This is a genomic window from Streptomyces sp. NBC_00443, assembly GCF_036014175.1.
Taxonomy (GTDB): Bacteria; Actinomycetota; Actinomycetes; order Streptomycetales; family Streptomycetaceae; genus Streptomyces.
Genome location: NZ_CP107917.1, coordinates 1,606,063 through 1,631,216 on the forward strand (window position 1 = coordinate 1,606,063; position 25,154 = coordinate 1,631,216).

27 protein-coding genes are annotated in these 25,154 nt (G+C 70.7%); 18 read left to right on the forward strand and 9 right to left on the reverse strand.

The features are described 5' to 3' along the window. The first annotated feature begins 4 nt into the window (after positions 1 to 4). The gene (locus OHO27_RS07255) at positions 5 to 538 is read left to right on the forward strand and encodes a GNAT family N-acetyltransferase (RefSeq protein ID WP_328421419.1); all 534 of its coding nucleotides are present in this window, start codon (positions 5 to 7) and stop codon (positions 536 to 538) included. A gap of 36 nt (positions 539 to 574) precedes the next feature. Here the strand turns inward: OHO27_RS07255 and OHO27_RS07260 are convergent, their stop codons facing one another. Then, a complete protein-coding gene (locus OHO27_RS07260; RefSeq protein ID WP_328421421.1) occupies positions 575 to 1,150 on the reverse strand; it encodes an adenylosuccinate lyase in 576 nt (191 codons plus the stop codon). A gap of 401 nt (positions 1,151 to 1,551) precedes the next feature. Between OHO27_RS07260 and OHO27_RS07265 the strand changes: the two genes are divergently transcribed. The 3 genes from OHO27_RS07265 (at position 1,552) to OHO27_RS07275 (ending at position 4,659) form a co-directional block, all read left to right on the forward strand. Next, positions 1,552 to 3,357: a 3-hydroxyacyl-CoA dehydrogenase family protein gene (locus tag OHO27_RS07265; protein WP_328421423.1), complete on the forward strand. Its 1,806-nt coding sequence runs from the start codon at positions 1,552 to 1,554 to the stop codon at positions 3,355 to 3,357. A gap of 184 nt (positions 3,358 to 3,541) precedes the next feature. Further along, positions 3,542 to 4,354, forward strand: coding sequence for a TetR family transcriptional regulator (locus tag OHO27_RS07270; protein ID WP_328421425.1), 813 nt, complete (start codon positions 3,542 to 3,544; stop codon positions 4,352 to 4,354). A gap of 86 nt (positions 4,355 to 4,440) precedes the next feature. Continuing rightward, a complete protein-coding gene (locus OHO27_RS07275) occupies positions 4,441 to 4,659 on the forward strand; it encodes a hypothetical protein (protein ID WP_328421427.1) in 219 nt (72 codons plus the stop codon). 96 nt (positions 4,660 to 4,755) lie between these two features. Here the strand turns inward: OHO27_RS07275 and OHO27_RS07280 are convergent, their stop codons facing one another. Then, positions 4,756 to 5,031, reverse strand: a complete 276-nt coding sequence (locus OHO27_RS07280) for an NAD(P)/FAD-dependent oxidoreductase (RefSeq protein ID WP_328421429.1) — start codon at positions 5,029 to 5,031, stop codon at positions 4,756 to 4,758. Further along, positions 4,953 to 5,423: an FAD-dependent oxidoreductase gene (locus tag OHO27_RS07285; protein WP_328421431.1), complete on the reverse strand. Its 471-nt coding sequence runs from the start codon at positions 5,421 to 5,423 to the stop codon at positions 4,953 to 4,955. Before OHO27_RS07285 ends, OHO27_RS07280 begins: the two co-directional genes overlap by 79 nt. 6 nt (positions 5,424 to 5,429) lie before the next feature. Here OHO27_RS07285 and OHO27_RS07290 point away from each other — a divergent pair, with 6 nt between their 5' ends. From OHO27_RS07290 to pssA, 8 genes are all read left to right on the forward strand, one after another. Beyond that, complete coding sequence (locus tag OHO27_RS07290; protein ID WP_328421433.1) at positions 5,430 to 5,753, forward strand: helix-turn-helix domain-containing protein; 324 nt, start codon at positions 5,430 to 5,432, stop codon at positions 5,751 to 5,753. A 395-nt stretch (positions 5,754 to 6,148) separates the two neighbouring features. Then, positions 6,149 to 7,486, forward strand: coding sequence for a crotonyl-CoA carboxylase/reductase (ccrA, locus tag OHO27_RS07295; RefSeq protein WP_328430373.1), 1,338 nt, complete (start codon positions 6,149 to 6,151; stop codon positions 7,484 to 7,486). A 17-nt stretch (positions 7,487 to 7,503) separates the two neighbouring features. Continuing rightward, a complete protein-coding gene (locus tag OHO27_RS07300) occupies positions 7,504 to 9,552 on the forward strand; it encodes a protein meaA (protein WP_328421435.1) in 2,049 nt (682 codons plus the stop codon). Continuing rightward, on the forward strand, positions 9,549 to 10,508 hold the full coding sequence (locus OHO27_RS07305; RefSeq protein WP_328421437.1) for an HpcH/HpaI aldolase/citrate lyase family protein: 960 nt from the start codon (positions 9,549 to 9,551) through the stop codon (positions 10,506 to 10,508). The genes OHO27_RS07300 and OHO27_RS07305 overlap by 4 nt, the downstream gene beginning before the upstream one ends. 5 nt (positions 10,509 to 10,513) lie before the next feature. Then, positions 10,514 to 11,026, forward strand: a complete 513-nt coding sequence (locus OHO27_RS07310) for a MaoC family dehydratase (protein ID WP_328421439.1) — start codon at positions 10,514 to 10,516, stop codon at positions 11,024 to 11,026. A gap of 2 nt (positions 11,027 to 11,028) precedes the next feature. Continuing rightward, positions 11,029 to 12,234: an acyl-CoA dehydrogenase family protein gene (locus OHO27_RS07315; protein ID WP_328421441.1), complete on the forward strand. Its 1,206-nt coding sequence runs from the start codon at positions 11,029 to 11,031 to the stop codon at positions 12,232 to 12,234. 170 nt (positions 12,235 to 12,404) lie between these two features. Further along, on the forward strand, positions 12,405 to 13,061 hold the full coding sequence (locus tag OHO27_RS07320) for a phosphatidylserine decarboxylase (protein ID WP_048579466.1): 657 nt from the start codon (positions 12,405 to 12,407) through the stop codon (positions 13,059 to 13,061). Next, positions 13,048 to 13,908, forward strand: coding sequence for a CDP-diacylglycerol--serine O-phosphatidyltransferase (gene pssA, locus OHO27_RS07325; protein WP_328421450.1), 861 nt, complete (start codon positions 13,048 to 13,050; stop codon positions 13,906 to 13,908). Before OHO27_RS07320 ends, pssA begins: the two co-directional genes overlap by 14 nt. 414 nt (positions 13,909 to 14,322) lie before the next feature. On the opposite strand, the gene OHO27_RS07330 is transcribed toward pssA, so the two are convergent. Further along, positions 14,323 to 15,441, reverse strand: a complete 1,119-nt coding sequence (locus tag OHO27_RS07330) for a glycerate kinase (RefSeq protein ID WP_328430374.1) — start codon at positions 15,439 to 15,441, stop codon at positions 14,323 to 14,325. A 192-nt stretch (positions 15,442 to 15,633) separates the two neighbouring features. On the opposite strand from OHO27_RS07330, the gene OHO27_RS07335 reads away from it, so the two are divergent. The 4 genes from OHO27_RS07335 to OHO27_RS07350 all read left to right on the forward strand — a co-directional run bounded on the left by OHO27_RS07335 (position 15,634) and on the right by OHO27_RS07350 (position 18,500). Then, positions 15,634 to 16,719: an ADP-ribosylglycohydrolase family protein gene (locus tag OHO27_RS07335; RefSeq protein ID WP_328421452.1), complete on the forward strand. Its 1,086-nt coding sequence runs from the start codon at positions 15,634 to 15,636 to the stop codon at positions 16,717 to 16,719. A gap of 52 nt (positions 16,720 to 16,771) precedes the next feature. Further along, positions 16,772 to 17,266: an NUDIX hydrolase gene (locus OHO27_RS07340; RefSeq protein ID WP_328421453.1), complete on the forward strand. Its 495-nt coding sequence runs from the start codon at positions 16,772 to 16,774 to the stop codon at positions 17,264 to 17,266. Between the two features lie 125 nt (positions 17,267 to 17,391). Next, a complete protein-coding gene (locus OHO27_RS07345) occupies positions 17,392 to 18,117 on the forward strand; it encodes an SIR2 family NAD-dependent protein deacylase (protein WP_328421455.1) in 726 nt (241 codons plus the stop codon). 14 nt (positions 18,118 to 18,131) lie between these two features. Further along, positions 18,132 to 18,500 (forward strand): VOC family protein, encoded by a 369-nt coding sequence (locus OHO27_RS07350; protein ID WP_328421457.1) that lies wholly within the window; start codon positions 18,132 to 18,134, stop codon positions 18,498 to 18,500. A gap of 6 nt (positions 18,501 to 18,506) precedes the next feature. Here the strand turns inward: OHO27_RS07350 and OHO27_RS07355 are convergent, their stop codons facing one another. Continuing rightward, entirely contained in the window at positions 18,507 to 18,989 is a 483-nt protein-coding gene (locus OHO27_RS07355; protein ID WP_328421459.1) for a methylated-DNA--[protein]-cysteine S-methyltransferase, read from the reverse strand. 20 nt (positions 18,990 to 19,009) lie between these two features. Further along, entirely contained in the window at positions 19,010 to 20,530 is a 1,521-nt protein-coding gene (locus OHO27_RS07360; protein ID WP_328421461.1) for a DNA-3-methyladenine glycosylase 2 family protein, read from the reverse strand. A 158-nt stretch (positions 20,531 to 20,688) separates the two neighbouring features. On the opposite strand from OHO27_RS07360, the gene OHO27_RS07365 reads away from it, so the two are divergent. After that, positions 20,689 to 21,051, forward strand: a complete 363-nt coding sequence (locus OHO27_RS07365; RefSeq protein ID WP_126396275.1) for an ArsR/SmtB family transcription factor — start codon at positions 20,689 to 20,691, stop codon at positions 21,049 to 21,051. A gap of 43 nt (positions 21,052 to 21,094) precedes the next feature. On the opposite strand, the gene OHO27_RS07370 is transcribed toward OHO27_RS07365, so the two are convergent. Beyond that, a complete protein-coding gene (locus OHO27_RS07370; RefSeq protein ID WP_328421465.1) occupies positions 21,095 to 21,562 on the reverse strand; it encodes a hypothetical protein in 468 nt (155 codons plus the stop codon). Positions 21,563 to 21,641: 79 nt separating this feature from the next. After that, entirely contained in the window at positions 21,642 to 23,171 is a 1,530-nt protein-coding gene (locus tag OHO27_RS07375) for an FAD-dependent monooxygenase (RefSeq protein ID WP_328421467.1), read from the reverse strand. 120 nt (positions 23,172 to 23,291) lie between these two features. On the opposite strand from OHO27_RS07375, the gene OHO27_RS07380 reads away from it, so the two are divergent. Continuing rightward, the gene (locus OHO27_RS07380) at positions 23,292 to 24,623 is read left to right on the forward strand and encodes a Gfo/Idh/MocA family protein (protein ID WP_328421469.1); all 1,332 of its coding nucleotides are present in this window, start codon (positions 23,292 to 23,294) and stop codon (positions 24,621 to 24,623) included. 11 nt (positions 24,624 to 24,634) lie between these two features. Here the strand turns inward: OHO27_RS07380 and OHO27_RS07385 are convergent, their stop codons facing one another. Then, entirely contained in the window at positions 24,635 to 25,144 is a 510-nt protein-coding gene (locus OHO27_RS07385; RefSeq protein WP_328421471.1) for an O-acetyl-ADP-ribose deacetylase, read from the reverse strand. Positions 25,145 to 25,154 lie beyond the last annotated feature (10 nt).

Sequence of the window (25,154 nt, forward strand, 5' to 3'; positions counted from 1 at the left end):
CGTCATGGATGACGACGGCATACGGATCCGCCCCATGACCCTGGCCGACTGCGACCGCGTCGCCGAGATCCGCGTCGGCGGCTGGCGGACCGCCTACCAGGGCCTGATCCCGCAGTCGTACCTGGACGCCCTGGATGTGGCCCAGGACGGCGGACGCCGCCGCGCCCACTGCTCGCAGGCCGACGGCAGCGTGGTCGACCTCGTCGCCGAGCAGGGCGGCCGGATCGTCGGCTGGGTCTGCCACGGTCCGTACCGTGACGGCGAAGTGCGCACCGAAGACGTCGAGTTGTACGCCATCTACGTGGACTCCGGGCAGTACGGCACCGGCATCGGGCAGTCCCTGCTCCAGGAGTCGGTACGCCGTTGCACGGCCGCCGGACATGCCCGCATGCTCCTGTGGGTCCTCAAGGACAACGCCCGCGCCCGGCGCTTCTACGAACGGGGCGGCTTCCGGGCGGACGGGGCCGAGGAGCCCTTCGAGGTGGACGGCGTCGAGGTGCCCGAGGTGCGGTACGCACGGGCGCTGGGGGCCGGCTGACGGGGCGGCCACGCTGTCGCGAGCCGGCGCGTTGCCTCACCGCTGGTGAGGGATGCGTGCCAGCGCCCGTACTGCCGCCTCCGCGAGGGTCGGGTGGGCCAGAGCCTCGTTCAGGATGCGTCTGGCCCGGGTGTCACCGAGGGTGCCGAGGCCGTCCACACAGGCGAGGGCCACGCGGCGGTAGGGGTCGTGCGGGCGCAGGCGTCGCTCCAGGGTGGTGATCAGGGCGGGCACGGCCTCGGGGGCACGCAGTTCGACCAGGAGCCGGACCGGGTGCAGGGCGTAGGCGACGCGCAGTTCGTTGGTGGCGAGGGCGGCGGCAGCGCGGGCGGTGCGCGGGTCGCCGAGACGGGCGAGGGCGTGAGCGGCGGAGGCGCAGCGCTGCGGGTCGCGGTGGTTGAGAAGCAGGACGAGGGACTCGAAGGCCCGCCGGTCCCCGGCGAGGCCCAGCCGGAACGCGGCCAACTCCCTGGCCCACAGCGGCTGCCCCGGCGCGGTGAGCACGTCGGCCAGTTCACCCAGGTCTTCGGTCGTCACGAGGCGGTCGTACGCGGCCGGCGCACCGGACTCCTGCCGTAAGCGCTCCGTGAGTGATCGCAACTCTTCGTCCATGAAGGCGAGCGTATGCAAGCGGCTCGCTTCCCGGGACCTACATCACAAAGACGGGGGCTGGCGCGCTCGTTACCCACCGGTTAAGCTCATACGAGCGAGTCACCCACTCGCAGATTTACTTGCAGCGGCCTGGTGACGCAGCCGCCGCGAGTGTTGGTCGGTTCGGTACATCGTGTACCTCAGTACGACTCGGCTCCGGGACAGGGCCGGTCGGATCCTCCGTTCCCCGGGGCGTGTGCACGCCCCTCGGCGACGGCACCGGGCGTGTGCGCCAGTAGCCCGGCAACACCCGCACTCACTCCTCTTCGCACCCGGTGCGCTCTCGGTTCGGCCCCAGTCGGGCTGGGCTCGGCGCACCCGGGCGCGCTCCCAGTCGTCACCCTCATTCCTGGAGTCCCGCGATGGCCACTCCCCTGTCCGACACCCCTCTGTCCCCGCTGAAGACCGTTGCCGTCGTCGGCCTCGGCACCATGGGCACCGGCATCGCCGAGGTCCTCGCCAAGGCCGGTCGCGATGTCGTCGGCATCGACATCAGCGAGGCCGCGACCGCCACGGCCGTCGCCGCCCTGGAGTCCTCGACCGCCCGCGCCGTGGAGCGCGGCAAGCTCACCGAGGACCAGCGCACGGACGCCCTCGCCCGCGTCCGCACCTCCACCGACCTGCGCGCCGCGGCCGACGCGGACCTGGTCATCGAGGTGGCGCCGGAGTCGTACGAGATCAAGCAGCAGATCTTCCGCGAGCTGGACGGGATCGTGCGCCCCGAGACGATCCTGGCGACCGGCACCAACGCCCTCTCCGTCACGCGGCTGGCCGCCGACTCGTCCCGCCCGGAGCGGGTTCTCGGTCTGCACTTCTTCAACCCGGCGCCCGCGATGCGGCTGGTCGAGGTCGTCTCCTCGGTGCTGACCGCGCCGACCGCCGTCTCCGCGGTCACCAACCTCGCCCTGGACCTCGGCAAGGAGCCCGTCGCGGTGGGTGACCGGCCCGGATTCGTCGCCGACGGGCTGCTGTTCGGCTACCTCAACCAGGCGGCCGCGATGTACGAGGCGAAGTACGCCTCCCGCGAGGACATCGACGCCGCGATGCGGCTGGGCTGCGGACTGCCGATGGGCCCGCTGGCGCTGCTCGACCTGATCGGCGTCGACACGGCGCGCACGGTCCTGGACGCCATGTACACCGAGTCCCGCGACCGGCTGCACGCCCCCGCGCCGATCCTCAAGCAGCTCAGCGAGGCGGGCCTGACGGGCCGTAAGTCGGGCCGCGGCTTCTACACGTACGAGGCGCCGGGCAGCGCCACCGTCGTGCGGGACGCGCTGACGCCGCTGGACGGCGCCGCCCTCACGCCGGGCCGCGAGGTCCGCTCGGTCGGAGTCGCGGGCTCCGGCACCATGGCGTCCGGGATCGCGGAGGTCTTCGCCAAGGCCGGCTACGAGGTCGTGCTCGCCGCCCGCAGCGAGGAGAAGGCGCAGACCGCGAAGGCCCGTATCGGCAAGTCCCTTTCTCGCTCGGTCGACAAGGGCCGGATGACTGCCGAGGTCGCCGCGCAGACCCTGGACCGGATCACCGCGGCGGGTTCGTACGACGCGTTCGCCGACGTCGATCTGGCCGTCGAGGCCGTCGCCGAGGACCTGGAGATCAAGCGGCAGCTGTTCGCGACGCTGGACAAGGTCTGCAAGCCGGGCGCGGTGCTGGCCACCACCACCTCCTCGCTGCCCGTCGTCGCCTGTGCCCGCGCCACCTCGCGTCCGCAGGACGTGATCGGCATGCACTTCTTCAACCCGGCGCCGGCCATGAAGCTGGTCGAGGTCGTCCGCACGGTCCTGACGGGCGACGACGTCCACGCGACGGTCCGCGAGGTCTGCGGCCGGATCAGGAAGCACGCCGTGGACTGCGGTGACCGGGCCGGATTCATCGTGAACGCGCTGCTGTTCCCGTACCTGAACAACGCGATCAAGATGGTGCAGGAGCACTACGCGACGCTCGACGACATCGACGCGGCGATGAAGCTGGGCGGCGGCTACCCGATGGGGCCGTTCGAGCTGCTGGACGTCGTCGGGCTCGACGTGTCCCTCGCGATCGAGAAGGTCCTGCACCGCGAGTTCCGCGACCCGGGCCTGGCTCCGGCGCCGCTGCTGGAGCACCTGGTGGCCGCGGGCTGCCTCGGCCGCAAGACGGGCCGTGGCTTCCGCGAATATGCCCGGCGCTGAGCGGCCCGGGGACTGGTTCGGAGGCGGTCAGGAGTGGGGCGGGCTGCTGGACCCCGGCAGCTCTCCCCCGGCCACCCGGCTCGGCTCGGCCCCGCCCGCCGAACCCGGCGCTCCCCCGCCCGCCGAGGGCGGGGGAAACCCCGTACATGCGCATCAAGCTGCGCACATGCAGTACGTTCGGGTCATGCCCCAGCCCGCCAAGTCCTCACGTACACCAGCCACGCCCGACGCGCCGGAAAGTGCCGCCGGCAGTCGCGCGGCCGCCCAGCGGCTCAAGATGCGCCGCGAACTGGCTGCCGCGGCCATGGAGCTGTTCGCGACCAAGGGGTACGAGGCAACCACCGTCGACGAGATCGCGGCGCAGGCCGGGGTCGCCCGCCGCACGTTCTTCCGCCACTTCCGCTCCAAGGAAGAGGCGATCTTCCCCGACCACGACGACACGCTGATCCGCGCGGAGGCGGTGCTCAACGCGGCGCCCGCGCACGAGCACCCGCTCGACACCGTGTGCCGTGGCATCAAGGAAGTCATGAAGATGTACGCGGCTCGCCCGGAGATCTCGGTGGCCCGCTACAAGCTCACGCGCGAGGTGCCCACCCTGCGTGAGGCGGAGATCGCGTCGGTGGCCCGCTACGAGCGTCTGTTCACCCGCTACCTCCTCGGCCACTTCGACGAGCACGCGCACGACGACGACGCCAACGACGACCCGCTGCTGGCGGAGGTCGCCGCGTCGGCCGTGGTCACCGCGCACAACCACGTCCTGCGGCGCTGGCTGCGGGCCGGCGGACAGGGCGACGTGGAGACTCAGCTCGACCACGCCTTCGCGATCGTGCGGCGGACGTTCGGGACGGGGATCGGGGCGGGCCGGGAGACCGCGCCGCGTACGGTGCCGGCCTCCGTGGCCAGTCAGGGCGAGGTGCTCGTGACCGTGGCACGGACCGACGCGCCGCTCGACGAGGTGATGCGGACCATCGAACAGGCGCTGAAGGAGCGGGCGTAGGGCGTCGCCGGGGAACCATCTCCCCGACCCGTCCGTCTTCAATGTCGAAGCACGATCTTGACGGTGTGCGACGGAAGAGGGTTGCCATGCAGACGAACGACCCGACCAGGCTCCAGGCCACACTGGCCGACGGGCGGCGCATGACCCTGTCCCTCCCCGCGACGGACGCGAAGTGGGCCGCCGACGGCATCAAGGGCCTGCGCGCCGTCCCGCCCACGCACACGGGCCGGGGCGAGGAGCCGCCCGCCCTCCCCGAGGAGCCGGCGCTCCCCCTGCAGGTGGCCCTGCTCGGTCTGGGCGCCTAGGTCATGCCCGGCGGACCGACCCGCCCCTGAGCGACAGCCGCCCGGAGCGGGAGGCCAGGCCTCGCGACGGCCGCATATTCTGCTGCCGGACAGGGCCTACCCCCGACCCAGCCGCACCGACCGGCCAGGGGCGAATCTCGCCGCCCGTCCCGGGTCAGCCTCCCCCGTGAGCAGTCCCGCCACCAGCCGTTCCGTCGCCGTGGCCAGCATCAGGCCCAGCATGTTGTGGCCGGTGGCCAGCACGATCCGGGGCCGGCCCGGTAGCGGGCCGATCAGGGGCAGGGCGTCAGGGGTCATCGGGCGCGGCCCCATCCACTCCTGCTCCTGTCGCTCCCAGTCGGCACCCGGCAGATACGGCCGGGCAGCCGCCACCAGCGCCGGAACGCGGCCCTACCGGAAGCGGTCCGGGTCACGGTCGAACTCCATCGTCCCGGCGACCCGCACCCCTTGCCCAACGGCGCCGGCACCGCCTTCGCCGAGCCCAGATGGACCAGGCGTTTCGGCACCGCCGCAGCCGACACCGAGAAGCCGTAGCCCTTCCCGGCGGCCATCTCGATCCGTACGCCGAGCGAGGCGCACACCTCCCGGTACCAGACACCCGCGGCGATCACGACGGCGTCCGCCTGGTAGGTTCCCGCGGTCGTACGGACCTCGACGCGATCCGCGTCCTCCCGGACCGCCGTCACCCGAGCGCCCTCGACCAGCTCGGCCCCGTCGCACCGCAGCCGCTCGGCCAGCGTGTCCACGAACTGCCCGGGGTCCACCGCCCATTGGCGCTCCACCAGGAACCCGGCCCGGGCGACGGGCCCGGTGCCCAGCTCGTCGCCTCGGTCGTACGGCAGGAACGCGCCCGATACGCGGCCGCGCTCCTCGTGGGGCTGCGGGAGCGGGCGGACTGGCCGGTGCTGCGGGAGACGTTGATCGCCTGGGCGGAGTGCGGCTTCCAGCTCGTCCGGACCGCCGAGCGGCTCGCCGTCCACCGCAACACCCTCCTGCACCGGCTGACGAAGATCGGGCAGCTGAGCGGGCGCGGGGTGCGCGAGGCGCGTACTGCCATGGCCATGTACCTGGCATGTCTGGCCGATGCCCTCTAGGCGACCGGCCGGAGACGACTGGTGACCGAAAGCGCCCGATTAACGCCTACTCGCCGGTAGCTTTGATCGATCATCGCTCATTTGTTACGTAAAGATTTCATCTGAGAGCAAGTTCTGGCACCCAGTGCCTTGCCCCATGACACGCCGTGCCATACGTTGAAAGTGTCCGGGCGGCCGGCGTGCAGAGACCTTTCGTACGTCGGCTGTCCCCGCAAGCTCCTCCCGGGGCCTGCGCGCCCGGACGCCTGCGTCACAGGCAACCTCCCGCGCCACAAAGCGCTGCCGAACAGCACAACAGCCGAACCGACGGCAACCACAAAATCCCTCAGCAGCACCGACGTAACCCTCAGCACCCCTCCCTCAGGGTGCGTATCGCCGGAGGCAACACCGTGACCGTGAAGGACATCCTCGACGCGATCCAGTCGCCGGACTCCACGCCCGCCGACTTCGCCGCCATGCCGCTCCCCGAGTCGTACCGCGCGATCACCGTGCACAAGGACGAGACGGAGATGTTCGCGGGCCTGGAGACCCGCGACAAGGACCCGCGCAAGTCGATCCACCTCGACGACGTGCCGCTGCCCGAGCTCGGCCCGGGCGAGGCCCTGGTGGCCGTGATGGCCTCCTCGGTCAACTACAACTCGGTGTGGACGTCGATCTTCGAGCCGCTGTCCACCTTCGGGTTCCTGGAGCGCTACGGCCGCACCAACGACCTGGCCAAGCGCCATGACCTGCCGTACCACATCATCGGCTCCGACCTCGCGGGCGTCGTCCTGCGCACCGGCCCGGGCGTCAACGCCTGGAAGCCCGGTGACGAGGTCGTCGCGCACTGTCTGTCCGTCGAGATGGAGTCCAGCGACGGCCACAACGACACCATGCTCGACCCCGAGCAGCGGATCTGGGGCTTCGAGACGAACTTCGGCGGCCTCGCGGAGATCGCGCTCGTCAAGTCCAACCAGCTGATGCCCAAGCCGGGTCACCTCAGCTGGGAGGAGGCCGCCGCTCCGGGCCTGGTCAACTCCACCGCGTACCGGCAGCTGGTCTCCCGCAACGGCGCCGGCATGAAGCAGGGCGACAACGTCCTGATCTGGGGCGCGAGCGGCGGACTCGGGTCGTACGCCACACAGTTCGCACTGGCCGGTGGCGCCAACCCGATCTGTGTCGTCTCCAGTGACCAGAAGGCGGACATCTGCCGCTCGATGGGCGCGGAGGCGATCATCGACCGCAACGCGGAGGGCTACAAGTTCTGGAAGGACGAGCGGACCCAGGACCCGAAGGAGTGGAAGCGCTTCGGCAAGCGCATCCGCGAGTTCACCGGCGGCGAGGACATCGACATCGTCTTCGAGCACCCCGGCCGCGAGACCTTCGGCGCCTCGGTCTTCGTCACCCGCAAGGGCGGCACCATCACCACCTGTGCCTCCACCTCGGGCTACATGCACGAGTACGACAACCGCTACCTGTGGATGTCGCTGAAGCGGATCATCGGCTCGCACTTCGCCAACTACCGCGAGGCCTGGGAGGCCAACCGGCTCATCGCGAAGGGCAAGATCCACCCCACCCTGTCGAAGGTGTACTCGCTCGAGGACACCGGCCAGGCGGCCTACGACGTGCACCGCAACCTCCACCAGGGCAAGGTCGGCGTCCTGTGCCTCGCCCCCGAGGAGGGCCTCGGCGTGCGCGACGAGGAGATGCGCGCCAAGCACATCGACGCCATCAACCGCTTCCGCAACATCTGAGACACCCGAGGTCATAGATGACTGAGCGTCAGCCCGCCGAAGGCAAGCGGGAGAAGGACCGGCCGTGGCTCATGCGCACGTACGCCGGTCACTCCACGGCCGAGGCGTCCAACGAGTTGTACCGGCGCAACCTCGCCAAGGGCCAGACCGGTCTGTCGGTCGCGTTCGACCTGCCGACGCAGACCGGCTACGACTCCGACCACATCCTCGCCCGCGGCGAGGTCGGCCGGGTCGGCGTACCGGTGGCCCATGTCGGTGACATGCGCCGGCTGTTCCAGGACATCCCCCTGGAGCAGATGAACACCTCGATGACGATCAACGCCACCGCCATGTGGCTGCTGGCGCTCTACCAGGTCGTCGCCGAGGAGCAGGGCGCGGACATCACCAAGCTCCAGGGCACGACCCAGAACGACATCGTCAAGGAGTACCTGTCGCGGGGGACGCATGTCTTCCCGCCGGTGCCCTCACTCCGGCTGACGACGGACATGATCACGTACACGGTCTCCCACATCCCGAAGTGGAACCCGATCAACATCTGCAGCTACCACCTGCAGGAGGCGGGCGCCACGCCGGTCCAGGAGATCGCGTACGCGATGTCCACCGCTATCGCGGTTCTCGATGCCGTACGCGACTCAGGGCAGGTCCCCGCCGAGAAGTTCGGGGACGTCGTGGCCCGTATCTCCTTCTTCGTGAACGCGGGCGTCCGCTTCATCGAGGAGATGTGCAAGATGCGGGCGTTCGGGCGGATCTGGGACCAGGTCACGCGCGAGCGCTACGGCATCGAGAACCCCAAGCAGCGCCGCTTCCGGTACGGCGTCCAGGTCAACTCCCTCGGTCTGACCGAGGCGCAGCCGGAGAACAACGTCCAGCGGATCGTGCTCGAAATGCTGGCCGTGACGCTGTCGAAGGACGCACGCGCGCGTGCCGTGCAGCTGCCCGCCTGGAACGAGGCGCTGGGTCTGCCCCGGCCCTGGGACCAGCAGTGGTCGCTGCGCATCCAGCAGGTCCTGGCGCACGAGAGCGATCTGCTGGAGTACGCGGACATCTTCGACGGCTCGCACGTCATCGAGGCGAAGGTGAGCAAGCTCGTCGAGGAGTCCCTCGCGGAGATCGAGCGGATCCAGGAGATGGGCGGCGCGATGGCCGCCGTCGAGTCCGGCTACCTCAAGTCGCAGCTCGTCTCCTCGCACGCCGAGCGCCGGGCCCGGATCGAGTCCGGGCAGGAGAAGATCATCGGCGTCAACATCTTCGAGACGACCGAGCCGAACCCGCTGACGGCCGACCTGGACACCGCGATCCAGACGGTCGACCCGGCGGTCGAGGCCCGGGTCATCGCGGGTCTCGAGAACTGGCGCGACACCCGCTACCAGCCGCCCTTCAACCACCCGCGTCCCTGCAAGGCGCTGGACCGGCTGAAGGAGGCCGCCAAGGGCACCGACAACCTCATGGAGGCCACCCTGGAGTGCGCCCGCGCCGGGGTCACGACCGGCGAGTGGGCCGGGGCGCTGCGCGAGGTGTTCGGGGAGTTCCGGGCACCCACGGGCGTGTCGTCGGCGCCGGTCGCCGTCCCCGCGGAGGAGGGCTCGGCCATGGCCGACGTCCGCCGCAGGGTCGACCTGACGGCGAAGGACATGGGCGTCGGCAAGCTGCGGTTCCTGGTCGGCAAGCCCGGCCTGGACGGGCACTCCAACGGCGCCGAGCAGATCGCCGTGCGGGCGCGTGACGCCGGCTTCGAGGTGGTCTACCAGGGCATCCGCCTGACTCCCGAGCAGATCGTGGACGCGGCCCTCGCGGAGGACGTGCACGCGGTCGGCCTGTCCATCCTGTCCGGCTCGCACGCCCAGCTCGTGCCGGACGTGCTGGAGCGCCTTCGTGTGGCCGGTGCCACAGAGATACCTGTCATCGCCGGTGGGATCATCCCCAATGGCGACGCCGAGCAGCTGAGGGCCGCGGGTGTGGCCGCCGTCTTCACCCCGAAGGACTTCGACATCACCGGAATCATCGGCTGCATCGTCGACGAGATCCGGAAAGCGAACAAGCTCGACCCCCTGGAGGTCCCCGCATGACCGTGAACCGTCTGCGTCCCCGCCGCTCCTGTCTCGCGGTCCCGGGAAGCAACCCCCGCTTCCTGGAGAAGGCGCAGGGCCTCCCGGCGGACCAGGTCTTCCTCGACCTGGAGGACGCGTGCGCCCCGCTCGCCAAGCCCGAGGCGCGGCACACCATCGTCAAGTTCCTCAACGAGGGCGACTGGACGGGCAAGACGCGGGTCGTGCGCGTCAACGACTGGACGACCGAGTGGACGTACCGCGATGTCGTGACCGTCGTCGAGGGGGCCGGCCAGAACCTCGACTGCATCATGCTGCCGAAGGTCCAGACGGCCCAGCAGGTCGTCGCCCTCGACCTCCTGCTGACCCAGATCGAGAAGACGATGGGCTTCGAGGTCGGCAAGATCGGCATCGAGGCCCAGATCGAGAACGCCCAGGGCCTGAACAACGTCAACGAGATCGCGACGGCCTCGCAGCGCGTCGAGACCATCATCTTCGGCCCGGCCGACTTCATGGCGTCCATCAACATGAAGTCGCTGGTCGTGGGCGAGCAGCCGCCCGGCTACCCGGCGGACGCCTACCACTACATCCTGATGAAGATCCTGATGGCCGCGCGCGCCAACGACCTCCAGGCGATCGACGGCCCCTACCTGCAGATCCGCAACGTCGACGGCTACCGCGAGGTCGCCCAGCGCGCCGCCGCGCTCGGCTTCGACGGCAAGTGGGTGCTGCACCCGGGCCAGGTCGACGCGTCCAACGAGATCTTCTCGCCCTCGCAGGAGGACTTCGACCACGCCGAGCTGATCCTGGACGCGTACGACTACTGCACGTCCGAGGCCGGCGGCAAGAAGGGCTCGGCGATGCTCGGCGACGAGATGATCGACGAGGCCAGCCGCAAGATGGCGCTGGTCATCTCCGGCAAGGGCCGCGCCGCCGGCATGCAGCGCACGTCGAAGTTCGAGATCCCGGAGGCCTGAGCGCGATGCAGTTCGGACGCACCTACGAGGAGTTCGAGGTCGGGGCGACGTACAAGCACTGGCCGGGAAAGACGGTCACCGAGTACGACGACCACCTGTTCTGTCTCCTCACCATGAACCACCATCCGCTCCACATGGACACCAACTATGCGGAGAAGACGACGGACTTCGGCAAGAACGTCGTCGTCGGCAACTACATCTACTCCCTCCTGCTCGGCATGTCGGTCCCGGACATCTCCGGCAAGGCCATCGCCAACCTGGAGATCGAGTCGCTCAAGCACGTGGCGCCGACCTTCCACGGCGACACGCTCTACGGCCAGACGACGGTGCTCGACAAGTGGCCGTCGAAGTCGAAGAACGACCGCGGCATCGTCTACGTCGAGACCAAGGGCTACAAGCAGGACGGCACGCTCGTGTGCGTGTTCCGCCGCAAGGTGATGGTGCCGACCGAGACGTACATCAAGGAGCGCGGCGGCGAGCAGCCGGGCCGCCCCGAGCTCAAGGAGCAGGAGAAGTAGCCATGGCGCGACTCGCCCAGACCGCCGGTCTGACCGACATCCAGCAGGAGATCCTGTCCACCGTCCGCGACTTCGTGGACAAGGAGATCATCCCGGTCGCCACCGAGCTGGAGCACCGCGACGAGTACCCCCAGCAGATCGTCGACGGTCTGAAGGAGCTGGGCCTGTTCGGCCTGATGATTCCCGAGGAGTACGGCGGTCTGGGCGAGTCGCTCCTGACGTATGCGCTGTGCGTCGAGGAGATCGCCCGTGGCTGGATGTCGGTGTCCGGCATCATCAACACCCACTTCATCGTGGCGTACATGCTCAAGCAGCACGGCACGAAGGAGCAGAAGGACCACTTCCTGCCGCGCATGGCGGCCGGCGACATCCGCGGCGCCTTCTCGATGTCGGAGCCGGCCCTGGGCTCCGACGTGTCGGCCATCACGTCGAGGGCGGTGAAGGACGGCGAGGAGTACGTCCTGAACGGCCAGAAGATGTGGCTGACGAACGGCGGTACGTCGAGTCTGGTCGCCGTTCTGGTCCGAAGTGACGAAGGACACCCCGAGGGCACCGCGCCCCACAAGTCGATGACGACCTTCCTCGTCGAGAAGGAGCCCGGCTTCGGAGAGGTCCGCCCCGGCCTCACCATCCCCGGCAAGATCGACAAGATGGGCTACAAGGGCGTCGACACGACCGAGCTCATCATGGACGGCCTGCGCATTCCGGCCAATCGGGTGCTCGGCGGCGTCACCGGCCGAGGTTTTTACCAAATGATGGACGGTGTCGAGGTCGGCCGCGTCAATGTGGCGGCGCGTGGCTGCGGTGTCGCTCAGCGTGCTTTCGAACTCGGTGTCCAGTACGCCCAGCAGCGTCACACCTTCGGCAAGCCGATCGCCCAGCACCAGGCCATCCAGTTCAAGCTGGCCGAAATGGCTACCAAGGTCGAGGCGGCGCATGCCATGATGGTGAACGCGGCACGCAAAAAGGACTCCGGGGAGCGAAACGACCTCGAGGCTGGGATGGCGAAGTACCTCGCCTCCGAGTACTGCAAGGAGGTCGTCGAAGATGCCTTCCGGATCCACGGCGGCTACGGCTTCTCCAAGGAGTACGAGATCGAGCGCCTCTACCGAGAGGCTCCGATGCTGCTTATCGGTGAAGGTACCGCCGAGATCCAGAAAATGATCATCGGTCGCAGGCTGCTCGAAGAGTATCGGTTCCAGGGATAGATGTACGGGTTCGGGGTGTTTTCTTCGAGAAGAAGATCACACCCCGTCAACACTCTTCAGCCGCCGACTCGGCTTCCTGGCTTGCCCAGTTGTGGCCTGCGCCCGGTACGATCCCCGGAAAGCCGCCGTCCCCCGTCGAAGCGCGGCATCATCCGCTACGAAGGTCATCCATGCCCCACAGCCAAACCTCTGCACCTCGCGACAGCCGGGCCGGCGTACGCCTCGCGCGCGGAGCATCGCCGTGGCTTCTCCCGACCGTCGCCACCGCAGCCCTCAGCCTGGCCCGCGCACGCCGCTCCGGCGTCGCCAAGGCCGTGGCCGTGCCCGCCACCGCGCTCGCGGCGGGCATGCTGTGGTTCTTCCGCGACCCCGAGCGCGAGATCGCACAGGGCCGGGTCATCTCTCCCGCCGACGGTGTGGTGCAGAGCATCATGCCGTGGAAGGACGGCCGCACCCGCGTCGCGATCTTCATGAGCCCGCTCAACGTCCACGTCAACCGTGCGCCGCTCTCCGGCACGGTCACGTCCGTGGAGCACATCCCTGGCGGGTTCGTTCCGGCGTTCAACAAGGAGAGCGAGAACAACGAGCGCGTAGTCTGGCATTTCGACACCGAACTCGGCGACATCGAGATGATCCAGATCGCCGGCGCGGTGGCCCGCCGTATCGTCCCCTACATCCCGCAGGGCACGAAGGTCGAGCAGGGCGACCGTATCGGTCTGATCCGCTTCGGCTCGCGTGTCGACATCTACCTGCCCGAGGGCGTGGAGGTCGCGGTCGAGGTCGGGCAGAAGACCGTGGCTGGGGTGACTCGCATTGACCGTGATTGATCCTGAGACACAGCCGGGCTGGGTGCCCGAGGCCGACGAGGTCGACGAAGAGGAGGAGATGCCTCTTTCTCTCCGCCTGTCGATAGCGGACACCCTCACCCTCGGCAACGCCACGTGCGGCTTCATGGCGGTGTACTTCACCACCACCGGCATCCTGATCCCGCACCTCTCGGGTGACGACCTGGGCATGGCCCGCAACAGCGCGGCCACGGCCGTCATACTCATGCTGTGCGCGGCTGTGTTCGACCTGTTCGACGGCCTCGTCGCCCGCAAGCTGCGGTCGTCGCCGATGGGTGCGGAGCTGGACAATCTCTCCGACCTGATCAGCTTCGGTCTGGCACCCGCTTACTTCGTGCTCGTGTACGGCATGGTCGCGAGGGACGCGCATGAGCGGGTCGCGGCGGTGGGCGCGATCGTTGTGCTGTTGGCGGTGGTGCTGCGGCTTGCCCGCTTCTCATGCGTCACCGTGAAGGACGGCACGTTCCAGGGCATGCCCTCGCCGTTCGGTGCACTCACGGTCGTCTCGATCGTGCTGCTGGAGCTGCCGTTCGAGGCGACGCTGCTGGCGGTCGTCGGTACGGCGTGGCTGATGGTGAGCCGGGTCGAGTACCCGAAGCCGCGGGGCATCCTCGCGGTGGCGATGCTCGGCTGGATCGTGTCGGCCATGGGCATGCTGGCGGCGTGGGCGTTCGACGCGCCCGGCGGCCAGGTGCTGCTGCAGATGGGCTGCGCGCTGCAGATCGTGATGGCGGCGACGATCCCGCTGTTCGCCACGGCACGCAGGGTGAACACTTTCCGTGACAACCGGCGCGAGAGCCGCGAGGCGCGGGCGGCGCAGATCCCGTAGCTCGGCTTGTACGTTGCCCGAGGGGCCCGGACCGAATCACTTCGGTCCGGGCCCCTCGGGTTTTCCCGCGGGCAGGGCCCTCGATGCCCTACTGGTGTGTCCGGAGCCCCGGACGGGGCACCTAGGCCCACCAGGTGCATGCCTGCTGCGCGGCGATCCGAGCAGCCCACAGCCCCATCACGACAGACACGGCGAGCACCACGGCGATGGCGGTCGCCATGAGACCCCCGGGGACGAAGTAGGTCATTCCTGGCCGGGCGACCGGTCGGTACAGGCGGCGACGACGCACCCCGCCAGTGCGGCGAGCGCGAGCGGCGCGACGATCGCCCAGGCCGCGCTGCTGCGAAAGACGCGGTGCCCGCCGGTCAACACGGTCAGCGGCGCCCGCGCCCGGCCCTGGCGCCCCGCCGGCGGTCAGGTCAGGAAGTCCCGCGCGATCGACTCCGCCGCGCGTTCCAGGAGAGGGCCCGCCTGGGCCATGGACTTCGCCGGGTCCGGTTCGAGTGCCGACAAGGCGTAGGCGCGGCGGATGCCCGCGTGGCCCAGGGCATCCGGGAGCAGGGCCAGACGGCCGCACACCGCGATGACCTCCTTGCCGGCCGCGCGGGCGGCGGCGGCGACGCCCGCCGGGGCCTTGCCGTGCAGGGTCTGCTCGTCCAGGGAGCCCTCGCCGGTGATGACCAGGTCCGCCCGCTCCAACGCGGGCGCGAAGCCCAGGACGTCGAGCATGACCTCGATGCCGGGGCGGAAACGGGCGCCGAGGAGGAGGGCGCCGTAGCCGATGCCCCCGGCCGCGCCGGCGCCCGGTGCGGCGGCGTGCTCGGCGGCCTTGGCGCCGACCGACTCCTCCAGCACCTTCGCGAAGTGCGCGAGCGCCGCGTCCAGCGTCGCCACGTCGTCCGGCGAGGCGCCCTTCTGCGGGCCGTACACCGCCGGTGCGCCCTTCGGGCCGGTCAGTGGATTGTCGACGTCGCTGGCGAGCACCAGTTCGACCGAGGCCAGCCTCGGGTCAAGGCCGGAGAGATCGGCACTGGCCAGGTCGCCCAGGCCGCCGCCGCCCGGCGTCACCGGCTCCCCGTCCGCGTCCAGGAACCGCGCACCCAGCGCGCTCAGCATCCCGGCGCCGCCGTCCGTGGTGGCGCTGCCGCCGACGCCGAACACGATCGTACGGGCGCCTGCGTCCAGCGCGGCCCGCAGCAGCTCGCCCGAGCCGTAGGTGGACGCCGCGAGGGGCGCGAAGACACCTGCGGGCAGCCGCTGCAGACCGCTCGCCTCGGCCATCTCCACGACCGCCGTGTCGCCGCGCAGCGCGAACGCCGCCGTCACCTCGTGTCCGAGAGGTCCGGCGACCCGGACTTCCCGGCGCTCGAAACCGGCCGCGACCGCCGCGTCCACGGTCCCGTCGCCGCCGTCGGCCACGGGCATGGCCTCGACCTGGACGCCCGGTACGACCCGGCGCAGACCGGCCGTCACCCGCTCGGCGACCTGCACGGCCGTCAGCGACCCCTTGAACTTGTCCGCGGCGATGAGCACGCGCTGTGTCACCTGTTTTCCCCTTGCTCTCCGGGCCTCGCGCACGTCAAGGCCAGTCGCGCCGCTGCGACCTTAACCGGAGGAGGGCCATGACGTCATGCTCTGCCCGGAGCCTGAGAACGCCCTGCGACCCCGCTGTGCGTACCGGCCGAACCCGGAGCGGACGCCCCCGGAATTGGGTAAACCGGTCCTATGACCCCTGTGGGCACTGAGCCAGAGCTCGCCGACCGCGTTCTCGGGGGCTGGCTCGGCCGGATCGCGGGCAACATGCTCGGTAAGCCGGTCGAGCAGGGCGACCTGTGGACGCGGGACCGCATCGACCGCTATCTGCGGCAGGCCGCAGCCCTGCCCCTCACCGACTATCTCCCCGAGCCGGTCAGCGAGGACGACGGCTTCGAGCTGCGCCCCGAGTGGCGCCAGTGCGTGCGCGGCCGGATCCACGGCAGCTGCCGCGACGACGACGTCGACTACGCCATCCTCGGCCTCGACCTGCTGGAGACCCACGGCTTCGGCTTCAGCACCGAGCAGGTCGGCGACCTGTGGCTGCTGCGGCTGCCGTATCTGCAGACCTTCACGGCGGAGCGGGCCGCGTACCGCAACCTCGCGAACGGTCTGAAACCGCCGCTCACGGCCACGTACGACAACCCGTACCAGGAGTGGATCGGCGCCCTCATCCGCGCCGACATCTACGGCTGGACCTGCCCCGGCGACCCGCGCCGCGCCGCCGCGCTCGCCCGCCGGGACGCGGTGCTGTCGCACACCGGAAACGGCGTGTACGGCGCGATGTGGGCGGCGGCGCTGGTCGCGGCGGCGTTCACGGTGTCCACGGTTCGCCACGCGGTCGACCAGGCGCTCGCCGTCATCCCGGCGAGCAGCCGTCTCGCCCGCACCGTACGCCGCGTCGTCTCGCTCCACGACACCCGGATGACGTGGGAGGACACGCTCACCACGGTCGCCGAGGAGACCGCCGGGCTCGGCTGGATCCACACCATCCCGAACGCGGCCGTGCTCACCGCCGGGCTGCTGTACGGCGACGGCGACTTCACCCGCAGCATCGCGCTCACGGTGCGCGGCGGCCTCGACACCGACTCCAACGGGGCGACGGCCGGCTCGGTGGCGGGTGTGCTGACGGGGGCGGCGGCGATCCCCGAGCAGTGGACCGGGCCGCTGGAGGACACGGTCCGCAGTGCGGTGTTCGGGTTCGACGGGATGCGGATCAGCGAGCTGGCGGAGCGGACGGTGCGGCTGGCGGAGGCGGAGGTCGAGGCGGCGGTCTAGCCGGTCCGGGTGACGGGCGGGGCCGGTTGCCCGGGCTGGTTACGCTTCCCCAATGACCACCACGCCTGACTTCGCCGCGTACATCGCAAGTCTCCCCCGCGTCCTCGCCGGTGCCGCCGCCCTGTTCCGGGACGCCGAGGGCCGGGTGCTGCTCGTCGAGCCGAACTACCGTGAGGGCTGGGCGCTTCCGGGCGGCACGATCGAGTCCGACGACGGCGAGACGCCCCGCCAGGGAGCGCGCCGCGAGACGGCCGAGGAGATCGGCCTGGACCGTGACCTGGGCCGGCTGCTCGCGGTGGACTGGTCGCACGGCACGGGGCGGCCGGCGCTGGTGGCGTACCTGTACGACGGTGGGGTCCTCGGCGAGGACGACTTCAAGGAGATCCGGTTGCAGGAGGAGGAGCTGCTGTCCTGGCGGCTCGTCCCGCGCGAGGAGATCACGGCTCATCTGCCGGGTTCTCTGGGCCGCCGCGTCCTGGCCGCACTGGACGTGCTCGCGGACGGCGGGGGAACGGTGGAGCTGGAGAACGGTCACCGGGTGGGCTGACCGGCGACGGGCTTCCGGATCGGCCGACCGGCGACGGGCTTCCGGATCGGCCGACCGGCGGTGGGCTCGGGCCGCTTCGAATATCCATTCGCGGCCCGTGCGACGCCCGTCCTACCCTCGGCAGCATGACCAAGCCCCTCGTCGCCCTCCTCAGCGGCGCCGGTATCTCGACCGACTCCGGCATCCCCGACTACCGCGGGCCGAACGGGCTGTGGCGGCGCGATCCCGAGGCCGAGAAGCTCGTGACGTACGAGTACTACATGGGCGACCCGGAGATCCGGCGGCGCTCGTGGCAGATGCGGCGCAAGAACCGGACGCTGAAAGCCGAGCCCAACGCCGCGCACCGGGCGGTGGCCGAGCTGGAGCTGTCCGGGGTGCCGGTGCGGGTGATCACGCAGAACGTGGACGGGCTGCACCAGCTCGCCGGGATGCCCGCGCGCAAGGTGCTCGAACTGCACGGCAGCGCGCGGAGTGTGGTCTGCACGAAGTGCCATCTCCGCGGGCCGATGGAGGACGCGATCGCGCGGGTCGAGGCAGGGGAGGACGATCCGCCGTGCCTGGAGTGCGGCGGCGTCCTCAAGTCGGCGACCGTCATGTTCGGCGAGCGGCTCGACCCCGTGGTCCTCGGTGAGGCGGTCGCGATCACCAAGGCGTGTCAGGTGTTCATCGCCGTCGGCACCACCCTCCAGGTCCAGCCCGCCGCCGGCCTCGCGGGCGTGGCCGCCGACCACGGCGCCCGGCTCGTCATCGTCAACGCCGAGCCGACGCCGTACGACGACCGCGCCGACGAGGTGATCCGCGAGCCGATCGGCACCGCGCTGCCGAAGCTGCTGCGCGGGCTGGGCGAGTAGCTCAGAATGCGATCATGACTTCTCGGATACGCCATGTGACGATCGACTCCGCCGACGCCTACGCCCTCGCCGGCTTCTGGTCCCAGGTGCTCGGCCTGTCCGTGCACGAGGACGACGAGCCCGGGGACGAGGAGGTGCTGATCGAGGGCGCGGGCCTGCTGTTCGTCACCGTCCCGGAGCGCAAGACCCTCAAGAACCGGATCCATGTGGACCTTCAGCCGCAGGACCGCACCCGGGACGAGGAGGTCGAGCGGCTTCTGGCCCTCGGCGCCACCCTGGTCGACGACCGCCGCACCCCGGACGGCAGGGGCTGGGCGGTCCTCGCCGACCCGGAGGGCAACGAGTTCTGCGTGGAACGCGGGGCTGCGGAGCGGGCCGGCTAGCCGGGCTCAGAAGAGCGCGCTTCCGTTCTCGAAGTCCAGCAGGCGCTGCTTGCGGTCCAGGCCGCCGCCGTAGCCCGTGAGGCTGCCGCTCGCGCCGACGACGCGGTGGCAGGGGACGATGATGCCGATCGGGTTCTTGCCGTTGGCGAGGCCGACCGCGCGGGAGGCGCCGGAGTTGCCGAGGGTGTCGGCGAGTTCGCCGTAGGAGCGGGTCTCGCCGTACGGGATCTTCCGTAGTTGCTCCCAGACGCTGCGCTGGAACGGGGTTCCGCTCAGGCGCAGTTCGAGGGTGAAATCCTTCAACTCGCCTGCGAAATAGGCCTTCAGCTGGCCCTCGGCCTCCCGGAAGAGGGACTCGTCGCGGGTGTCGAAGGTCTCCTCGTCCGGCCGGTGGCGCTGTTCGGTCATGTAGAGGCCGCACAGGACGCCTTCCTCGGCGACGAGCGTGAGGGGGCCGTACGGGCTGTCGATGAGGGTGTGCTGCTTCATCACGCGTTCCTTTGACGTGCCTAGACGGGGAGGAAGTTGATCGGGTGGCTGTCCGTCGCCCACAGGTACTGGACGGCGTACGCCCGCCAGGGACGCCACGCGGCCGCCCGGGCCGTGAGGGCCGCAGGCGTTGACGGCAGGCCCAGCTCCTGGGCGGCGCGGCGGATGCCGAGGTCGGTGGGGAGGAAGGCGTCGGGGTCGCCGAGGGCCCTCATCGCGATGACGTCGACCGTCCAGGGGCCGAAGCCGGGGAGGGCCAGGAGCCGGTCCCGGGTCTGCGGCCAGTCACTGTCCGGGCCCAGGCGGACGTCACCGTCGGCGAGTTGGCGGACCAGGGTGGTGAACGTCGTACGGCGGGAGCGGGGCATCGCCAGTGACTCCGGGTCCACCGAGGCCAGTGCCCCGGGGGCCGGGAAGAGGTGGGTGAGGCCGCCCTCAGTGTCCTCGACCTGCTCGCCGTGGGCGGTGACCAGGCGGGCCGCGTGGGTGCGGGCTGCCGCCGTGGAGACCTGTTGGCCGAGCACGGCCCGTACGGCGAACTCCGCCTCGTCGACCGTGCGCGGCACCCGTCGGCCGGGCGCCTTGTCGACCAGCGGCGCCAGCAGCGGATCCGTGCGCAACTGGTCGTCGATGGCGGCCGGATCGGCGTCCAGGTCCAGCATCCGCCGGCACCGGCTGATCGCGACGGTCAGATCGCGCAGGTCGCTGAGGATGAGGCGGCAGGCGATGTGGTCGGGCCGCGGGGTCAGGGACACGATGCCGTGTCCGTACGGCAGTCTGAGCGTGCGCCGGTACGCGCCGTCCCGCCACTCCTCGACGCCGGGGACGGCGGTCGCCGCGAGGTGGCCGAAGAGGTTGTCGGGGTTGAGGGGGGCGCGGAACGGCAGCCGCAGGGTCAGGGCGCCGGCGGTGTTCGCCGAGACTCCCGGGGGGCCCGAACTGCCCGAAGTCACCGGGGTGCTGCGCGGTGCCGCCCGGGTGCGCAGGTCGGTCGGGGCAAGCGCGTAGACCTCGCGCACGGTGTCGTTGAAGGTGCGGATGGACGCGAACCCGGCCGCGAAGGCGATGTCCGCCATGGCCAGGGGCGTCGTCTCGATGAGCAGGCGGGCCGCCTGGGCGCGCTGGGCCCGGGCCAGGGCGAGCGGGCCGGCACCCAGTTCGGCGAGGAGCTGGCGTTCGATCTGCCGGGTGCTGTAGCCGAGCCGGGCGGCGAGGCCGGGGACGCCCTCGCGGTCCACGACTCCGTCGGCGATCAGCCGCATCGCGCGGGCCACGAGGTCGGCGCGCTGGTTCCACTCCGGCGAGCCGGGGCTGGTGTCCGGTCGGCAGCGCTTGCAGGCCCTGAACCCGGCCTGCTGGCAGGCGGCGGCGCTCGGGTGGAACCGCATGTTCTCCGGCTTGGGCGGGACCACGGGGCAACTGGGCCGGCAGTAGATCCCGGTCGTGACGACCGCGGTGAAGAACCAGCCGTCGAAGCGGGCGTCCTTGGACTGGACAGCGCGCACGCAGCGCTCGGTGTCGGTGTGCATCCCCTTCTGCATGTGTCCAGCATCGTCCACGCGGGCGAGGCGGGCTGGCGAGAATCCGACATCGACCTCGGCTGGGCTGGGAGCCTTCGGATCACCCGAGCCGCGGGCCGGATTCCGGGACGCATGAAGAAGCATTCATGTGTTCATGTACGATGAGTAAGATACCCGGTATGGGTCATGGAGCCGTTACCGCCGCGCAGGACGCCGCCGAGCGCGTACGCCTGGACGCGGCCAACGTCGCCAAGGTGGCCACCACCCTCCAGGCCCTCTCCACCCCCTCCCGCCTGCTGATCCTGGCGCGACTGCGTGAGGGGCCGCTGCCCGCCACCGAGCTGGCGGCGGAGGTGGGCATGGAGCAGTCCGCCTGCTCGCACCAGCTCCGGCTGCTGCGCAACCTGGGGCTGGTGGTGGGCGAGCGCCGCGGTCGTTCGGTCGTCTACGCCCTGCACGACCACCATGTCGCCGAACTGCTCGACCAGGCCGTCTACCACGTGGAGCATCTGCGCCTGGGCATCAGCGACACGGCGGAGTGAGCCGCACCGGGCCGGCCGGGGGCAGCCTCCGCCGACGGCGGCACTACGACGCGCTGGGGGCGGGCGTCGGGCCCACGCCCCGCAACTGCTGGATCTTTCCGCCCAGTTGGGGCCGGAGCTGATCCAGCACCGCCGGCTTCGCGCTGACCACCCAGCGGGTGCCCACGAGGTACTTGCCGCCGTAGACAGCGGCCGCGTCCAGCCAGGTGAGCTTGAACTTCTCCTGCGGGAACGTGGTGATGAGGTAGTCACCCCTCTTCGTGCGGCAGACGCCCTCGCGCAGCTCGTCCGCCTCGGTCCGGATCTTGACCTTGCAGCCCGTCAGGCCGGCGATCACCTCGACCTTCGCCGGTGCCACGACTCCGGCGACGGTGGCGGAGACGTTCGCCGGAGTGCTCTTCGCGGCGGCGGCTCCGTCGTCCTCACCTCCGCCGCACGCGGTGGTCAGGAGCAGGAGGGCCAGACTGCCGACCGTCGCGGTACGGCCGATGCTTCCTCGGTGTGACTGCACGATTCTTCCCCGGTGCTTCCTCGGTGTGACGGCGCGAAGAGTGGTACGGATCAGCGCCGTGAGCCGTTCACCTGTGGTGTCACGCGGTGGCGATCGGCAGCCAGCGGGCGGCGTAGGCCCACATGCCCTCCAACTCGACCCCGCGCGCCACGTAGCCGAGGTGGCCGTCAGGGCGTACGAGTGCCTGGGCGACGCCCGGCCAGGGGCTCCGGTCGCCGAGGCGGTGCACGGTGATCAGGTCGGCCCGGCCGTCCAGGAGCGGGGCGAACCGCTGCTCCGGCCAGAGGTGCGGGGGCCCGGTCAGGAGCAGATGCCAGCCGGGGGCGGCGGTCCGGGCCTGAAGCCCGTGCGGCCGGTCGGGCAGGCGGTCCCCGGCCCGTGGGCCGCGGCGGGGTGCTCGGGCACCCGTCGTCGAGGCGGGGCTGCGGCGGTAGTGGATGCCGAGCTCCGAGACGGTACGGAAGACCCGTCGGCGGGGCATCGTCGCGCGGACCGCCAACGGGGCGAGGCGCGGGACGAGTTGCTCGCGGGCGAACCTCAGGACGGGATGGGGGCTGGTGCCGATGGCGAACGCGCGGTCGGTGAACCGCCGCACCTCGCGGCCGACCGGGGCACGCTCGCTCGCGTACGTCTCCAGCAGCGCCGGCGGCGTGGCGCCCCGGCACACCAGCGCGAGCTTCCAGCCCAGGTTGAGGGCGTCCTGAATGCCGGTGTTCATGCCCTGCGCCCCGGCCGGACTGTGGATGTGGGCGGCGTCGCCGGCCAGGAAGAAGGGTCCGGAGCGGTACTGGGCGGCGCCGCGGTTGTGGAGCCGGAAGTCGGTCATCCAGACGGGATCCCGCAGCACCAGCCCGTGGGCACCGTAGCGCTCGGCGATCCGTTGCAGCAGCGGCACCGTCACCTCGCCCTCCGCTGCGTCGGCCGGCCGCACGGCCAGCATCCGCCAGGAGGCCGGCGTGACCAGCGGGAAGAAGAACACCATCCCGCCCCCGGTCATGTACGAGTGCACGGAGCCCGGCTCCAGCCCGTCCACCTCCAGGTCGGCGAGCAGATACGTCTGCGGATAGGCGTAGCCCTCGAAGCCGATGCCCGCCTGGGCGCGCACCGTGCTGTGGGCGCCGTCGCAGCCCACGACGTAGCGCGCCGTCACGGCTTCCTCCGTGCCGTCCCGGCCGCGCAGTCGGCAGACGACGTGGGAGCCCCGCTGCTCCAGCCCGACCAGCTCGGTGCCGCGCTCGACGGACACCTCCCCCGCCGCCAGGTGCGCACCGAGCACGCTCTCCGTCTCGGCCTGCGAGAGAAACAGCAGGAAGGGGTACGGCGTGTCGGTCACCCCGATGTCGAACAGCGGCACCGACACCGTGCGCCGGGCCAGGTGCAGGCTCAGCCGCACCGCGGGGTTACCCAGGGCCACGAGCCGGTCGGTCACACCGAACCCCGCCAGCGCCTCCAAGGTGCGGGGCTGGATGCCGAGCGCCCGGGACTCGCGTACCCGGTCGAGGGAGCGGTCGACGATGCGGAACTTGGTTCCGTAGGAGCGCAGTTGCGTGGCGAGCGCGAGCCCCGTGGGCCCGGCGCCTACCACCAGCACATCCAGGGATGCCGTCATGGGTCCACGGTAGACAGGCAGCCTGTCGGTTTCATTGACGGGGTCAGCGCTCACCCCTACCTTCTGGCCGAAGTTACGCCTGGTGTTCGAAATATCGAACTTCTTCGAACGGAGACCTGCATGCCCCCCGACACCGCACACCGCCGCGCCGCCGTGGTCGGTCTGGGTGCCCGTGCCCGGCTGTTCACCGAGGCCCTGGCCGGTCCCTACGCGGACCGGTTCGAACTGGCCGGCTTCTGCGATGTCAACTCCCGGCGCATGGCCGTCCACAACGCCTGGCTCGCGGACGCGCACCCCGGCCGGACACCCGTACCGTCGTACGGCGCCGAGGACTTCGACGAGATGCTGCGGCGCGAGCGGATCGACCTGGTCGTGGTGTGCACGGTGGACCACACGCACGACGACTACATCGTGCGTGCCCTTGAGGCGGGCTGCGATGTGGTCACCGAAAAGCCCATGACCACGGACGCCGACAAGGCGCGCCGGATCCTGGACGCACGGCAGCGCACCTGCCGCGAGGTCAGGGTCGCCTTCAACTACCGTTACAACCCAGTGCATTCGGCGGTACGGGAGATCGTCGCCTCCGGGGAGATCGGCGAGGTCGGCTCGGTGCACTTCGAGTGGCTGCTCGACCTGCGGCACGGCGCGGACTACTTCCGCCGCTGGCACCGCGACAAGGCCAACTCCGGCGGCCTGATGGTGCACAAGTCCACGCACCACTTCGACCTGGTCAACTGGTGGCTGGCCACCCGGCCCGAGACCGTCTACGCACAGGGCGGCCTGTTCTTCTACGGCGACGAGGCCGGCCGGCGCCGCGGTCTCGCCCGCGCCTACGACCGCGCCCACGGCTCCCCCGCCGCCGAGACCGACCCGTTCGCCGTACATCTGGCCGACTCGCCCGTGCTCAGTGCCCTGTACCTGGACGCGGAGGCGCAGGACGGCTACCACCGCGACCGGAACGCGTTCGCGCCCGGCGTGAGCATCGAGGACGACATGGCGGTCCTGGTCCGCTACGCCACCGGTGCCACCCTGACCTACCACCTGACCGCGTACTCCCCCTGGGAGGGCTACCGGATCGCCTTCAACGGCAGCGAAGGGCGCCTGGAGCTGCTGGTGGAGGAGTCGACGTGGACCCGTCCCCGGCCGCGCACGGACGCGTCCGGCCCCGTACTGCACGGCGCCGAGGTGGCGGACACCGCCGGGCGCACCGAGTTGCTGCTGCGCCGCTTCTGGGAGAAACCGCGCGAGATCAAGGTGGCGACCGGCGAGGGCGGGCACGGCGGCGGTGACGTCCGCATGCTGGCGGACCTCTTCGGCACCCGGGCCCCGGACCCCCTGAACCGCGCCGCGGACGCGGCCGACGGTGCCCGCTCCCTGGTCACCGGCCTCGCCGCGAACCGTTCCTTCGAGACGGGCCTGCCGGTGCGGACGCGGGATCTGCTGGACCTCTGACGGCGAGCGCCTCACCCGGCCTGGCGGGCGAACTCCTCGTAGGCCGCCTTGTCGAAGAGGACGAACCTGACCTCCTCGACCGACGTCTGCGCGGCCCGCACGGTCGCCACCGCGATCCGGGCGCCGTCGTCCATCGGCCAGCCGTAGATGCCGGTGGAGATGGCGGGGAAGGCGACCGTACGAGCGCCCAGCTCGTCGGCGACCCGCAGCGACTCCCGGTAGCAGGAGGCCAGCAGCTCGGAGCGGTCCTCGGTGGCCGCCCAGACCGGGCCCACCGTGTGGATCACCCACCGTGCGTCCAGTTCCCCCGCCGTGGTGGCGACCGCCTGCCCGGTCGGCAGGCCCTTGCCGTACCGGGAGGCGCGCAGTTTGCGACAGTCGTCGAGGATCGCCGGGCCGCCGCGGCGGTGGATCGCGCCGTCGACTCCTCCCCCACCGAGGAGGGAGGAGTTCGCGGCGTTGACGATCGCGTCGACGGACTCTCGCGTGATGTCGCCCTGCACGAGCGTGATGCTGGTCATGACTGCCTCT

Coding starts and splice junctions, on each gene's coding strand:
- OHO27_RS07255 (WP_328421419.1), top strand. CDS start 5: ATGGATGACGACGGCATACGGATCCGCCCCATGACCCTGGCCGACTGC.
- OHO27_RS07260 (WP_328421421.1), bottom strand. CDS start 1,150: ATGGACGAAGAGTTGCGATCACTCACGGAGCGCTTACGGCAGGAGTCC.
- OHO27_RS07265 (WP_328421423.1), top strand. CDS start 1,552: ATGGCCACTCCCCTGTCCGACACCCCTCTGTCCCCGCTGAAGACCGTT.
- OHO27_RS07270 (WP_328421425.1), top strand. CDS start 3,542: ATGCCCCAGCCCGCCAAGTCCTCACGTACACCAGCCACGCCCGACGCG.
- OHO27_RS07275 (WP_328421427.1), top strand. CDS start 4,441: ATGCAGACGAACGACCCGACCAGGCTCCAGGCCACACTGGCCGACGGG.
- OHO27_RS07300 (WP_328421435.1), top strand. CDS start 7,504: ATGACTGAGCGTCAGCCCGCCGAAGGCAAGCGGGAGAAGGACCGGCCG.
- OHO27_RS07305 (WP_328421437.1), top strand. CDS start 9,549: ATGACCGTGAACCGTCTGCGTCCCCGCCGCTCCTGTCTCGCGGTCCCG.
- OHO27_RS07310 (WP_328421439.1), top strand. CDS start 10,514: ATGCAGTTCGGACGCACCTACGAGGAGTTCGAGGTCGGGGCGACGTAC.
- OHO27_RS07315 (WP_328421441.1), top strand. CDS start 11,029: ATGGCGCGACTCGCCCAGACCGCCGGTCTGACCGACATCCAGCAGGAG.
- OHO27_RS07320 (WP_048579466.1), top strand. CDS start 12,405: ATGCCCCACAGCCAAACCTCTGCACCTCGCGACAGCCGGGCCGGCGTA.
- OHO27_RS07335 (WP_328421452.1), top strand. CDS start 15,634: ATGACCCCTGTGGGCACTGAGCCAGAGCTCGCCGACCGCGTTCTCGGG.
- OHO27_RS07340 (WP_328421453.1), top strand. CDS start 16,772: ATGACCACCACGCCTGACTTCGCCGCGTACATCGCAAGTCTCCCCCGC.
- OHO27_RS07345 (WP_328421455.1), top strand. CDS start 17,392: ATGACCAAGCCCCTCGTCGCCCTCCTCAGCGGCGCCGGTATCTCGACC.
- OHO27_RS07350 (WP_328421457.1), top strand. CDS start 18,132: ATGACTTCTCGGATACGCCATGTGACGATCGACTCCGCCGACGCCTAC.
- OHO27_RS07355 (WP_328421459.1), bottom strand. CDS start 18,989: ATGAAGCAGCACACCCTCATCGACAGCCCGTACGGCCCCCTCACGCTC.
- OHO27_RS07360 (WP_328421461.1), bottom strand. CDS start 20,530: ATGCAGAAGGGGATGCACACCGACACCGAGCGCTGCGTGCGCGCTGTC.
- OHO27_RS07365 (WP_126396275.1), top strand. CDS start 20,689: ATGGGTCATGGAGCCGTTACCGCCGCGCAGGACGCCGCCGAGCGCGTA.
- OHO27_RS07375 (WP_328421467.1), bottom strand. CDS start 23,171: ATGACGGCATCCCTGGATGTGCTGGTGGTAGGCGCCGGGCCCACGGGG.
- OHO27_RS07380 (WP_328421469.1), top strand. CDS start 23,292: ATGCCCCCCGACACCGCACACCGCCGCGCCGCCGTGGTCGGTCTGGGT.
- OHO27_RS07385 (WP_328421471.1), bottom strand. CDS start 25,144: ATGACCAGCATCACGCTCGTGCAGGGCGACATCACGCGAGAGTCCGTC.